Here is a 13,169-nt window from a genome sequence, read left to right as displayed (position 1 = left end):
GGCGAAGGGGAACACAGGATAATGGATGCGGCAGAGCGCTTCCACCCCCGTCCAACGGACCTGGCGGCCCGTTACAGAGAGGCCGGGTTGCAGATCGGCCCCCGTCATCCGGGATGCACCATGTCAGCGGGCTTTACCCAGGCGCGGAACTGCGCCTCGCTCAACAGGCCTAAGGCCAGGCCCGCTTCCAGCAGGGTTATACCCTCATGATGCGCCTTCTTGGCGATGCGGGCGGCATTATCATAGCCGATATGGGGGTTCAGGGCGGTGACCAGCATCAGGCTTTCTTCCATCAGCCGGCGGATACGGGCTTCGTTGGCAACGATGCCGACCACACAATTCTCCGCGAAGGACCGGCTGGCATCCGCGATCAGCCTGATGGATTGCAGCAGATTGTAGATCAGCACCGGCTTGAACACATTCAGTTCAAAATGACCGGTGGCACCGGCATGGGTGATGGTGACATGGTTGCCCATCACCTGCGCACAGACCATGGTCATGGCCTCTGATTGCGTCGGGTTCACCTTTCCGGGCATGATCGAGCTGCCGGGTTCATTTTCCGGCAGGCTGATTTCCCCGATGCCACTGCGCGGGCCGGACCCCAATAAGCGGATATCGTTGGCGATTTTCATCAACGAGACGGCAACCGTGTTCAACGCCCCGGATACTTCCACGATGCTGTCATGGGCCGCCAGGGCCTCGAACTTGTTGGCGGCCGTGATGAAAGGCAGGTCGGTGATGGCGGCCACTTCCTGCGCGAACGCCACGTCAAAACCTTTGGCCGTGTTCAGGCCCGTGCCGACCGCCGTGCCGCCTTGAGCAAGGCGCAGTAAGGACGGCATCACTGCCTTTACCCGGTCGATGCCAAAGGCCACCTGCTGGGCGTAGCCGCCAAATTCCTGCCCCAGCGTCATCGGCGTCGCATCTTGAAGATGCGTCCGGCCGATCTTGATGATCGTCATAAAGGCCGCGGCCTTGGCGGCCAGGGCCGCGTGAAGCTGTTCCAAAGCCGGGATCAGATCATGGTAGATGCGTTCGGCCGCAGCGATATGCATGGCGCTGGGAAAACTGTCGTTTGAGCTTTGGCCCCTGTTCACATGGTCATTGGGGTGGACGGGTTTCTTCGACCCGATCTCCCCGCCCATCATCTCGATGGCGCGGTTGGCAATGACCTCATTGACATTCATGTTGGTCTGGGTACCGGACCCGGTCTGCCAGACAACAAGCGGGAAATGGTCGATCAGGGTGCCGTCGATCACCTCATCGGCGGCGCGCATGATGGCGTCGGCCAGAAGGGGGTCGAGCTGTCCCAGCATGGCATTCGCCTTGGCGGCGGCCTTCTTGACAATACCCAGCCCCCGGATCAGGGCTGTCGGCATGCGTTCGCCGCCGATCCGAAAATTTTGTAGCGATCGCTGGGTCTGGGCGCCCCAATAACGATCAGCCGGCACCTCAATGGGGCCGAAACTGTCGGTTTCGATGCGGACAGGGATGGGCATCACCGGCGCCTCTCTCATGCCAGAACAGGCGGGGAGTCTAGCAGATGCCGGCGCGGGCGGAAGTCCCCCGTCAGCGGAACTGTGCGTTCCATTCCCTGAACAGGCGTTCTGCCTCGTCGGACCCGGACAGGATTTCCACCATGCGCAGACCGTTGAACATCTGACGCTGGGCATCCGCCCCCATTGAACCGTCGCGGTTGCGCGGGGTGTTGCGCAGGGCGGCCAGCGTGTTGTCAACCACCTGTTGCCGGGCCTCGTTGATCTTGGCCGTGACTTCCCGCTGAATGCCCAGCGGGCCGGCCAGCTTTGATGAACGGCGCAGGGCCAGCGCAAGCTGTTCAGCCTTCTTCACATCCTCATCGCTGGGCAGAGCGCCATCATGGCCAAACAATGCACTGGTCAGTTCCTTGTCGACATCGGCGCAGATGTTTTTCAGCACAAAATGCCCAATTTCCGCCCGGGCATTTTTCATCTTGGCGGTGATGTCCTTGTCGCGTAGCCCCTGAACCGTGTCGTTGACAGAGTTCAGACCGTCGGTCAGCCGTTCGGCCGCCGCCGCCAGACTGGCCGGGTCGCCTTGCACCTGCAGGTTTTCGCGGTCGAAATCGCTGGTCTGGCGCAGCAGGTTGCCGACCACATAGCCAGACATTTCTCGTGTCAGCGTTTCCTTTTCTGCCACGGTTCCGCCCAGCCGCACCTCGCCCAACATACGCAGTAATTCACCGGGTCGCTGCATGCGGGAGGCCAGCACCAGCAGCAAAGGCTGGGTCAGGGACGCATCTTCCTTGCCCAGGTCAATCAGGGCAGTGCGGATGATCTCGACATGGGATTCGGCCAGATCCAGAATGGGGCGCGGCGGCAGAGCTGCCTTCAGCTTTTCGATCCGAAAGGCAACGGTCAAGATCTGGCGCAGGGTGCCGAGCTGCCGCTGTACGTCGTCATCGCGGCCGAACAGGGAAATCTTGTATTTGAGATTGTTCTGGCACTCGGCCATGACCCGGTCCAGGGCTTCTGCCCCGGCCTGCCATAACGGCTCTACCAGGACGGCGATGGCGGCGCCGTCACGGTAATCCACCAGGGCAACTTCCTGGTTTACCTCCTGCATGAGGGCGGCGGGGATATGTTCCCTCACCGCCTGCCAGCAGGGCGACAGGGTTGTCCGGCAAATCCGGTTCAGGCGGCGGCTGTAATGTCCAACATCATCCAGCATATCCTCTGCCGGTAGAAAAAACAGGCGTGACAAGGCTGGCCGACGGGGTGGGCGCAGAGTCGTCAGGCGCGGGCGCATGGCACCGAACGCATCCGATACTTCCGGTTTGTCCCCCACCTGTTCCAGCAGGCGATAAATCTGCAGCAGCTTGCGATCCGGCAGGCGCATGATATCTGCGCCCAGGGCGGCCCAATCACTGGTTTTGCTGGCAGGGGAGCCTGGGGCGGCTGGCTTCTTGTCGTTCATGCCCGTGCCCTCAGCCCATCGCCGCTTTCAGGGATTCCAGCCGCATCACGGCATCCATGTCCAGGACACCGGTGCGCCAATCCTGATTGACCCGCACCCATTTTTTCTGCAGGCGCTGGATGGCGTCCAGGTCCAGGCTTTCCGTGGCGGCGCTGATCTCTTCCTTCGGGATCATGGGCAGCAGGCGGGAAATATCGCTGATCGCGGTCTGTTTGCTGGCCGATGGCTCGCTTTTCACACTTTCCCACATCGCAATCAGGAATTCCCAGCCATCCAGAAGCCAGGAGATGCGGGCCACAAATTCCTGAATGGATTTGTGCAGCTTTGGCGCATCATTGACAATCTGTCTGGCATCGCGGCAGGCCGCATCCAGTTTGCCGATCCGCTGCCGGGCCAGGGTCAGCGTGTGGTTGGCGACGGTGGAGACATAGGTGCCCAACATCGCCGCGTCCGATGGGTCGGTTTCGGCGAAATGCTGCGTTCCCTGGGCAAAGGCCTGCAAGCGGTCGGCCAGGGTCCGCAGTCGGCCGGATTTCGGTGCCTGCGGCAGGCCGACCGGCGCCACAGCCTCGCCCAACTGGTCAACGCGGCCTGTCATGTCATCGGGCGGGATATCGACCATTGCGGCCACCTTCGCCAGCGCCTGGCGGGCCACACGTTTGCTGTCATCAGCAGTCATGCCGGGTCGCATCAGGTCGGCGGCACTGATATTGACCAGCTTCAGCAGCTCCGTCACCAGAATGAACTGGGTCAACACAAGATACTGGCTGTCCTGGTCCAGCAGGCTCACGGCGCGGGTGGCGGCGTCGGGTCCGCAGACCCCTGTCGCTTGCACCGTCAGGGCGCAGGACCGGATCTGTTCGGGAGAATGGGTCTCCAGCTTTTCGATCTCTTCAAACAGCAGCCGGTCATGCAGTGTCAGTGTCATGACATTGGGCAGCCCCTTCCAGGGCAGGACATAGGTGCCCTTGCCAGCCGTGAAGTTGGGCAACAGGAACTCAAATCGCTCATTCGCATCACGGCGCAGACGTGCCTGGCTGAGCAGCGGTGTGGTGAAGGGGACGGTGACCCCGCGCTCCTCGAATGTCGTGGGCGCGAACTCTTCCATTAATTTGCGGGTACGCCCGCTGTCCCCTTGATCCGTCATGTCCGGCCGGTCCGCTTGCTAATACCTGCCAACGAGGGGCATTGCCCTTGTTATATCTCGTATTTTAAATAGTTGGGCAGTTTTCCGTATCTCAGATAAACGATTTCAAGCCGCACAGGGTGCAGCGCAGGGGTGCTGGTGCCACCGGCTTGACCCAGGGTCGGGCGGGTGCCTACATTTCCTGTCGAGAGGCGGTTCGCGCGTGCGGGCCGTGCCCACGACACGAACCCCCTGAGGGAAAAATGGCTGATATCCTCACTGTAACCGACGCCAGCTTTGAATCCGAGGTGCTAAAGGCCGAAGGTCCGATTCTCCTGGACTTCTGGGCGGAATGGTGCGGCCCCTGCAAGATGCTGGCTCCCAGCCTGCATGAACTGGCGGGGGAACTGGATGGCAAGGTGACCATCGCCAAGCTGAATATTGATGAGAACCCGACGACCCCCAGCCGTTTCGGCGTACGTGGTATCCCGACGCTGATGGTCTTCAAGGATGGCCAGGTGACCGCCACCAAGATTGGCGCCCTGCCGAAATCTCAGTTGAAGTCCTGGATCGAACAGAGCCTCTGATCGGCCCTGTCTGTTTCCGATGCTCCTCCAAAAAGCCCCGTCTGCGATCAGGCGGGGCTTTTTCATTCATGCCCGATGGTGCCGTTCTGCCGCCCAGTCATCGCGCAGGATCGCGTACAGCACGTGGTCGGCCCATTTATCATTGATGCGTAAATAGGCGCGGGCGTAGCCTTCACGCGTGAAACCTACCTTTTCCAGGACACCGCTGCTGGCCTGGTTTGAGGGCAGACACGCTGCTTCTACGCGGTGCAGGCCCAACTGGCCGAAGGCAAAGGACAGCATAAGGCGGGCAGCCTCTGATGTGTAGCCACGGCGGGCAAAGGGCCGGCCCACCCAATAGCCCATGGACCCCATCTGGGCCACACCGCGCCGAACATTGGTCAGGCCGATACCGCCCACCACCTGCTCGCTTCCCTGTTCAAAGGTGAGGAAACTGTAGGTCTCATCATCGCGCCACTCGGCGGCCTGCCGGCGCAGACGACGGTTGAACGCCGTCTGAGTCAAGGCATCGGGCGGCCAGGTCGGCTCCCATGGCACCAGGAATTCACGGCTGATCTCCCGGATTTCCGCCCATTGTTTCCAATCGCGCGGCTGGGCCGGCCGGATGAAGACATGGGGCCCGTCAACACGCAAGGGCGGGGGGCTCAACAGACCGTCAGGGATCAAACGGATCATCCTGCTCCTGCCTCCCCCCGATTGCTGTTGTTTGGTTGCGCGTGCTCTGGGCCCTAAGATCCTAGGCTGCCAGACGGCTTGTCACACTGTCCAGGCTTTCCAGACCGTCCAGCGGACCCAGGGCCGTCAGGGTCGGTTTGCTGCTGAACATGCGTTCCGCACAGGCGGCAACGGCGGCCAGATCGACCGCATCGAGCTTGGCCACCGTTTCGGCGGGCGGGATGACACGGCCATAGGTCAGCAACTGCGAACCGAGCTGTTCGGCGCGGTTGGTGGTGCTTTCCAGGCCCATCAGTTGGCTGGCCTTCAATTGCGCCTTGGCGCGGACCAGTTCCTCTGTTGTCAGGGTGCCGGCCAGTTTGCGCACCTCCTCACAGATCACGGGGATCAGTTCGGCGGTGCTGTCGGGGCCGGTGCCGGCATAGATGCCAAACACGCCGCTGTCGGCCATGGACCAGTTGAAACTGTGGATCGAATAGACCAGCCCGCGCTTTTCCCGCACTTCCTGAAACAGCCTCGACGACATGCCCCCTCCCAGCAGGGTGGACATGACCATCGCCGCATGCAGATCCGGGCTATTGTTCGACACCCCGTCGAAGCCCAGCAGCACATGTACCTGTTCCAGGTCGCGCTCCTCCCGGAACTCACCCCCGTGATAGAGGGCCTGTTCGGCCCCCGTCACCTCACCCGCACCCGGATAGGCGAACAGGCGGGCGGCCAGTTCCACCACCTGCTCATGGGTGATGTTGCCGGCGGCGGCCACGACCATGTTGGCGGGGACGTAACGGCCCGTCACATAATCGACCATTGCCGTGCGCGGCAGGCTTTCCACCACATCGGCGGTGCCCAGGACTGGACGGCCCAGACGTTGCTTCGGGAAGGCGGTGGCCAGGAAATGGTCGTAAACGATGTCGTCGGGCGTATCCTCGGCCTGACCGATTTCCTGCAGGATGACCTGGCGTTCCTTGGCCAGTTCCCCCTCATCGAAGAGCGGATTTTGTACCATGTCGGCCAGAATGCCGAGTGCCAGACCCAGATCCTCCTTCAGGACCTTGGCGTAATAGCAGGTCTGCTCGCGGCTGGTATAGGCGTTCAGATGACCGCCGACATTCTCGATCTCCGCCGAAATGGCGAAGGCGTCGCGCGTCGGCGTTCCCTTGAACAGCATATGTTCGACCAGATGCGCCACCCCGTTGGCGGTCAGCGGTTCGTGCCGGCTGCCGACGCCGAACCAGATACCGACCGATACGGTCTCGACATGGGGCATGCTGTCGGTGGCGACACGCAGGCCGTTGGGAAGGGTGGTGACGCGGGTGCCGGGGGCGGCGGGGAAGCTGTTATTCACGTATTCTCTGATCCGGTGTTTCAAACGGTGGAAGCGGCGACGCGGGCGCGGGTCCGCACATAGTCTTTCAATATCTGGATATCATTGGGAAGGATATCCAGTCGTTCGGGCCGTTCATACAAATCAGCCAGATGGCGGGGCAGGGGCGGGCGCACGCCGGTCGCCTTTTCCACAGCGTCGGGGAACTTGGCCGGATGGGCCGTACCCATGACGATGACGGGGATAGCAGGGTCCAGTCCAGTATGCCGGGCTGCCGCCACGCCCACGGCACTGTGCGGGTCCACCAGATAGCCGGAACCGGCATAGGCCTCGCGCATCACATCCAGCGTCTGTTTGGTGTCGCAGCGATACCCGGCGAACAATTCGCGCACGCGGGCCAACTGCCCCTGGCTGACCTCGAACCGCCCCGTCTGCCGAAAGCCGGCCATACACTGGGCCACGGCGGCCCCGTCGCGGTCCATCAGATCGAACAGCAGCCGTTCAAAATTGCTGGAAACCTGGATGTCCATCGAGGGTGACAGGGTTGGCACCACGCCGTCGGCCTTCATCTCGCCAGACGCAAAGAAGCGGGCCAGAATGTCATTCTCATTGGTGCCGACGATCAGTTTTGCCACCGGCACGCCCATCTGACGCGCGGCATAGGCGGCATAGACATTGCCGAAATTGCCCGTGGGTACAGCAAAGGCCACCTGCCGGTCGGGTGCGCCCAGCGCCACAGCGGCCGCCACATAATAGACAATCTGGGCCATGATACGGGCCCAGTTGATGGAATTGACCGCCGACAGGTTCAACGCATCGCGGAACGGCTGGTCGTTAAACATGGCCTTCACGGCGTCCTGGCAATCGTCGAACGTGCCTTGCAGGGCAACGTTATGGACGTTGGACGACAGGACCGTCGTCATCTGCCGGCGCTGCACCTCCGACGTGCGGTTATGCGGGTGCAGGATAACAATATCCACCCGCTCGCGGTCGCGGCAGGCCTCGATCGCCGCTGAACCAGTGTCGCCGCTGGTGGCGCCGACAATGGTGACGCGGCTGTCTTTGTGGGCCAGGACATGGTCGAACAACTGGCCCAGCAGCTGCAGCGCCACGTCCTTGAAGGCCAGCGTGGGACCGTGGAACAGCTCCATCATCCAGGCATTGCTGTCGATCTGGGTCAGCGGCACCACGGCCTTGTGCTGGAACGTGCCGTAGGCAGCCGTCACCAGCCTGGTAAAATCCGCCCGGTCGATGGTGCCACCGAGAAAGGGCAGCATCACCTCGACCGCCAACTCGGCATAGGACAAGCCCCGGAAACGCCGCAGATCGTCAGGTGTCAGTTGCGGCCATGCCGCCGGCACGTAAAGCCCACCGTCACGGGCGAGACCCGCCAGCAGGACATCGTCGAACGCCAGGGCGGGCGCCTGGCCGCGCGTGCTGATATAGGACACCTTTACCTCGACCCGATGCGGCATAAATCACGGCGCGTACCCTAGCCAGGGTGCGCACGGGCCGCAAGGGGACGGGGCGGGGTGCCGGGGTGCCATTGGCTCATGCCTGCCCCGACCGGTAAGGGCACCACCAAAAGCGGTAGGTCGCCTTACTCATCTTGTCGCAGCCCTGGGCTTAGGTGGTAACGGATCAATGGTTTCCTTTGCTACGGCGAACGTTTATCTTAAATACAAGATAGAGTCCGAACCTAAGGGTTGCATCTTTATTGCGCAGACCAGGCAAGGGAAGGCACGGCGATGGGGTGGGCACAGGCCTTGATGATGGGGATGGTGATGGGCTTAGGTGCCTATCTCTTTACCTATCTCATGGGTCGGTATGCGGAAAGCTCGATCCAGTCCGGCCATGATTTGAAGCGGATCGAAGAGGTTTTGCCCCGCCGCTCGCTGCTGGAGGCGAAATTCGATCTGCGTCGCAGCGACCGGAAAGCCCGGTTGACGGAACTGCAATCCGAGCTGGGTGAATTGCGCCGTCGGCGCTTCTTGCAGGAGAAGGCTCTGGCCGATGCCCGGCGGGAGGCCAATTCACCCGTGCGCATCATTGGGCCCGAAGGCCAAACGGTTGCGAAATTCCGGGCCTGGATGGTTAACCGGCAGGTGCAGCAGGCTCTGACCGACCGCAAGCGCCACCCGACATTGGACATGGAATGGGCCAATCCACAGGTCATTGAGATCTGGGCAGATAATCTGGCTGATGCCAAGCGGGAGGCGGGGCGGATCTACCCGATGCCGTTGGGTTTCTCCCTGCTGAACATCACCCTGGAAAGTGCCGCCCCCGCCAGCGAAGCGGCGGCGGGTTGAGGGCGCGATGACTGGTCCCGTCCTGCTGGTGGTGATGATTGTGGCGGTGGCCTTTGCCCTGGCGCTGGAACAATCCATGCGCCGGGTCCGTGACACACGCCGGCGCGTCACACAATTGCTGACCAAACGACAGCAGCAGGTCGACCGTCTGCGGGTCGCTGGGCGCGAAAGTCTGATTTTGGGCCGTGAGGTGCGCAACCAGCAGCGCACCGTGGATCATCTGATCGAAGAAATCAGCCAGGTGGAGGCTGAATTGCTGCGGCTGGCCCATCCCGCCAACCGCACCTTTGTCCTCGATGAAAAGCGCGGGCCGGCGGATGTCGGGTGGTACGTGACGGTAGAGGCGCCGGGCATTTCCATCGGCCGCAATGGCGCCCCCTGGCAGGGGCAACGGCGGTTCCGTGTCTGGGCGGCGGACGAACACGCCGCCCGCGCCAAGGTGGAGAAACGTTACAGTGCTGAGCAGGGCTATAGCACGGTTTCCGTCTTCCCCGCGCCGCCGCCCGTGGCTAACCGCAATGGCGACCCCGCCGTGGCGTGATCAGCCGGCCGCCTTGGCCTCCAGCACGGCCTGTTTCAGCAAGGGCAGCCGGTCATTGCCGAATACCATCTCCTTCTTATTCACAACAAAGCTGGGTACCCCAAAACAACCAGCGGCCACGGCGGCCTGAACAAAACCGTCCTGAATGCGCGCTGTTTCGGGGTCATCCAGCATGGGTTGGAACAGGTGTGGTTCAATGCCAGCCGTGTCGTTGGCGATCCGGACGCACAGCGCATCGTCGGCGGGGCTGATCCCATCCACAAAAATGGCCTTCATCAGGGCGCGGGCAAAGACCTGGCCGGCATCGAACCGGCGGGCCGCCACACAGGCCAGCGCCAACCGTGGCGGGTTCGGCATCACGACATCCTTATAATCGCGCAGCGGCACGCCATACAGTTTGGCAAAACGCGCCAGATCGGTACGGCGATAGTCGGGCCGGAACTGCCCGGAATGGGGAACCGCCTGTTCCATATCGTAGCCGGCGGCCTTAATGATGGCGCGGGCCGACACAGGATACCAGTCCACCCGGCAGCCGGTTTCGATCTGCAGCTTCATCATCTGGGTGCCGGCCAGATAGGCATAGGGGCTGGCAGGCGAGAAATAGAAATCGACGGTGACGGGACCGGGCATGGCGGTCAGCACTCCGTTGGAACAGGTGGCAGAGAGCGGGGTGCAAGCCTTGCCAGCCTTGGGCCACCGTTGCAAGGGGGATGCAGGCAGGCACCATCGCTTTGACCGGAAAAGGGGAATTGCCCAGCCGTAAATCCCGTATTGCCAGGGCCCGCCCCTTTGGGGCATTGTGCGCCCCCGCACTTGGTGGGGGCCTGTAGCTCAATGGTTAGAGCCGGCCGCTCATAACGGTCTGGTTGGGGGTTCAAGTCCCTCCGGGCCCACCAGATTAGAAGGCCGCCTGCATGTTGATGCCGGCGGCCTTTTGCCTTTCTGGGCCCGCGACCGGCGCTGGATATGGGGTGGCGGGGCTTTTTGTATACAGAGCCATGGCTTCTCGACGCGTCGGGCCCGACGCTGGGAGAGTTACCGGGATAGGCCGACGCCTAACCGGATAGAGCGGGCGAACCAGTGTGTTGTCGGCCTGAAAAACAGCAGACTGGGACACAGATTTCCATTTTCTAACACCTGTTACAAAAAAATTGCCCCGGCAGCCGATTTGGTATTGCCGTCATGCATACGCAGAACGTATAGAATTTATACACAACGGGCGATGCCACCGGATGGATCAGGCGGTAGGCGGATAATTCGACTGCCGCTTCAATGATCAGAAACCGGGCGCCGCACAGGTCAGGGCCGGCCGCAACGGCCCTTCAAGGGGAGGTTCGAGATGTCTATGCGTGCACAATTGTCGTGGCGTCCGTCCCTGCTGGCATTGGGTCTGGCGCTGATTTCGGGAGTGCTGCCGGCGGCCGCGCAGGAGCAGAAGGCCGATACCGGTCCCATGCTGGACGAGATTGTGGTGGTCAGCCAGAAGCGGGCGGGTGCTGTGGATGTGCAGTCCGTGTCGGTTGCCATTACGGCCTTTGATGCCAATGCCATCGAAAAAAGTTTTGCCACCGATCTCGTGGATGTGGGCCGCATGGCACCGAACATCCAATTGAACCAGTCAGGTACCTTTGGCGGTTTCTCCAACTTTTTCATTCGCGGTATCGGTTCATCGAACACCATTCGCACCGTCGATCCCGCCGTGGGCACCTTTGTGGACGGCATCTATATCGGCTTTGGCCCGGCCTCGATGCAGGACACGTTCGATATTGCGTCGGTAGAGGTGTTGCGCGGTCCGCAGGGCACGCTGTTCGGCAAGAATGTGACGGGCGGTGCGGTTTCCGTCCTGTCGACCCGGCCCACGGGCGATCTGGGCGCTGACATTAAAGTCACTTATGGCAACTATGACCGCATGGATGTGTCAGCCTCGGTGCGGTTCCCTATTATCGAGGGACAGTTGGCCGGTAAGATTGCCGCCATGTCGAAAAGCCGCGATGGCTATTTCAAGAACCTGACGACAGGCCGCAACAAGCCGGATGTCGACACCGCCATCTTGCGCCCCACGTTCCGGTGGACACCCAATGAGGTGCTGACCGTTGATCTGATTGGCGAATATTACCGGGACAAGGGGGGATCGTCGGCCTCGCAGAACAAGGATAGCCGCATCAACCCCCGTCTGTTGCTGGTCAATGGCCAACTTGTGGCCTCTCCTGCCACAGTGCAGCGCGTATTCGGCTATACCCCGCCGGCAGACAAATATGACATCAACCACAATGAACAGGGTTATGTCGACACCAAGGCCGGCCATGGCATCGTTGATGCCAGCCTGGATCTGGGCCATGGCATCGTCTCGCTGGTCACCGGCTATCGTGAGGTGAAATTCAATTCCTCCACCGATTTCGACGGCTCACCCCATATCGTGTTTGAGTTCCCGGATAACCGGGAGCGTCAGCACCAGTATTCGGGAGAGCTGCGTTACGCGTCGAATTTCTCCGACACGGTGGAGTTTACGACGGGCCTCTATTACTTCACCCAGGAGATGTATATCGCCGAAAGGCGTGCGGCCTATGCCAGCGGCCCGGCGACCGCGCCCGTCATTTCACGCACCGTCGGCATCGCCAAGACCGATGACAGCTCCTATGCCGTCTTCGGCCAAGGTTCGGTAAAATTCACCGATCAACTGTCTTTGATCCTGGGGGGACGCTATACGGTGGAGAAGAAGGAGATCGAGTTGTGTCCCTTCAACGCCGCCCTCTATAACAGCCTGAATTTCAACGCCTGCCCTGTGGCAAGGCTCCGTAATGATGACAAGTGGAACAGCTTCTCACCCAAGGTCGGCCTGGATTGGAAGGTCGATGAGGATGTGTTGCTCTACGCGTCCTGGACCAAAGGCTTCCGTTCCGGTTCGTTTAATGCCCGTGCCACCAATGCCGCCGTTCTGGGGCCGGTGGACCAAGAAACCGTGTCCTCGTATGAAGCTGGCATGAAGAGTGAGCTCATGGGCCGGCGCCTGCGCCTGAATACCGCCGCCTTCCTGTCGGATTACACCAACATTCAGCGAACCGTTTCTGACACAGTCATCGTCAACGGCCTGCCGACGGTGACCCAGGTGCCGCGAAACGCCGCCTCGGCCACCATCTGGGGTCTGGAACTGGAAGGTTCCTTCCTGGTTACCGACGCCCTGACGCTGGATGCGTCGTTGGGTTACACCAATGCCGGTTATGATAGTTTTGCCAATATCGACACGAACCGGAATGGTGTGTATGAGCCGGCGATCGACGGTCCGATTGCAAAAGATCTGAAGTTCGAGCGTGTGCCAAAATGGCAATATGCCGTTGCGGCCAGTTACGAGGTGCCGGTGACGCAGACCAGTTCGCTGCGCTTCCGTACCTCCTACACCTGGGTCGATGACCAGTTCATCGATACGCTGAACAGCCCGTCGCTGGCCCTGGATTCCTATGGATTGTGGGATGCGTCGGTCAGTTATTCCCTGAATGACAGTTACACCCTGTCCGTGTTCGGGCGAAACCTGAACAACGCCCAATATTATGATTTCGGCTTTGACGGCGGCACCCATCGTGCGGTGTGGGGCGGTGTGCCCCGGACCTATGGTGTAGAACTGTCGGCGAAGTTCTAACTCAACAATGGCCCATAA

At 61.2% G+C, this 13,169-nt stretch carries 11 protein-coding genes and 1 tRNA gene; 5 read left to right on the top strand and 7 right to left on the bottom strand.

All coding sequences use genetic code 11. The annotated features are described in order from the left end of the window. Positions 1–104: 104 nt before the first annotated feature. The 3 genes from fumC to CHU95_RS09535 all read right to left on the bottom strand — a co-directional run bounded on the left by fumC (position 105) and on the right by CHU95_RS09535 (position 4,102). The gene (gene fumC / locus CHU95_RS09545) at positions 105–1,499 is read right to left on the bottom strand and encodes a class II fumarate hydratase (RefSeq protein WP_094456089.1); all 1,395 of its coding nucleotides are present in this window, start codon (positions 1,497–1,499) and stop codon (positions 105–107) included. Between the two features lie 70 nt (positions 1,500–1,569). Next, positions 1,570–2,955: a hypothetical protein gene (locus CHU95_RS09540; protein WP_094456088.1), complete on the bottom strand. Its 1,386-nt coding sequence runs from the start codon at positions 2,953–2,955 to the stop codon at positions 1,570–1,572. A gap of 10 nt (positions 2,956–2,965) precedes the next feature. Continuing rightward, the gene (locus tag CHU95_RS09535; protein ID WP_133065493.1) at positions 2,966–4,102 is read right to left on the bottom strand and encodes a hypothetical protein; all 1,137 of its coding nucleotides are present in this window, start codon (positions 4,100–4,102) and stop codon (positions 2,966–2,968) included. A 242-nt stretch (positions 4,103–4,344) separates the two neighbouring features. Between CHU95_RS09535 and trxA the strand changes: the two genes are divergently transcribed. Beyond that, positions 4,345–4,668: a thioredoxin TrxA gene (gene trxA, locus CHU95_RS09530; RefSeq protein ID WP_094456084.1), complete on the top strand. Its 324-nt coding sequence runs from the start codon at positions 4,345–4,347 to the stop codon at positions 4,666–4,668. A gap of 66 nt (positions 4,669–4,734) precedes the next feature. Here the strand turns inward: trxA and CHU95_RS09525 are convergent, their stop codons facing one another. The 3 genes from CHU95_RS09525 to thrC form a co-directional block, all read right to left on the bottom strand. Next, positions 4,735–5,343, bottom strand: coding sequence for a GNAT family N-acetyltransferase (locus tag CHU95_RS09525; RefSeq protein ID WP_094456082.1), 609 nt, complete (start codon positions 5,341–5,343; stop codon positions 4,735–4,737). Between the two features lie 61 nt (positions 5,344–5,404). After that, entirely contained in the window at positions 5,405–6,688 is a 1,284-nt protein-coding gene (locus tag CHU95_RS09520; RefSeq protein ID WP_281255157.1) for a M16 family metallopeptidase, read from the bottom strand. Between the two features lie 20 nt (positions 6,689–6,708). Then, entirely contained in the window at positions 6,709–8,118 is a 1,410-nt protein-coding gene (thrC, locus tag CHU95_RS09515) for a threonine synthase (protein ID WP_094456292.1), read from the bottom strand. A gap of 297 nt (positions 8,119–8,415) precedes the next feature. Here thrC and CHU95_RS09510 point away from each other — a divergent pair, with 297 nt between their 5' ends. Together CHU95_RS09510 and CHU95_RS09505 are read left to right on the top strand one after the other, a co-directional pair. Then, complete coding sequence (locus CHU95_RS09510; RefSeq protein WP_094456080.1) at positions 8,416–8,976, top strand: hypothetical protein; 561 nt, start codon at positions 8,416–8,418, stop codon at positions 8,974–8,976. 7 nt (positions 8,977–8,983) lie between these two features. Beyond that, on the top strand, positions 8,984–9,517 hold the full coding sequence (locus tag CHU95_RS09505) for a hypothetical protein (RefSeq protein ID WP_094456078.1): 534 nt from the start codon (positions 8,984–8,986) through the stop codon (positions 9,515–9,517). Here the strand turns inward: CHU95_RS09505 and CHU95_RS09500 are convergent, their stop codons facing one another. After that, positions 9,518–10,147, bottom strand: a complete 630-nt coding sequence (locus tag CHU95_RS09500) for a 2-hydroxychromene-2-carboxylate isomerase (RefSeq protein WP_165772109.1) — start codon at positions 10,145–10,147, stop codon at positions 9,518–9,520. A gap of 190 nt (positions 10,148–10,337) precedes the next feature. On the opposite strand from CHU95_RS09500, the gene CHU95_RS09495 reads away from it, so the two are divergent. After that, positions 10,338–10,413, top strand: a tRNA-Ile gene (locus CHU95_RS09495). Between the two features lie 443 nt (positions 10,414–10,856). Beyond that, a complete protein-coding gene (locus CHU95_RS09490) occupies positions 10,857–13,151 on the top strand; it encodes a TonB-dependent receptor (protein WP_094456074.1) in 2,295 nt (764 codons plus the stop codon). Positions 13,152–13,169: the final 18 nt, after the last annotated feature.

The organism is Niveispirillum lacus, assembly GCF_002251795.1.
GTDB lineage: Bacteria > Pseudomonadota > Alphaproteobacteria > Azospirillales > Azospirillaceae > Niveispirillum > Niveispirillum lacus.
Note: the sequence above shows the minus strand (reverse complement) of the source record. Positions and strands in the feature narration are given on the sequence as shown.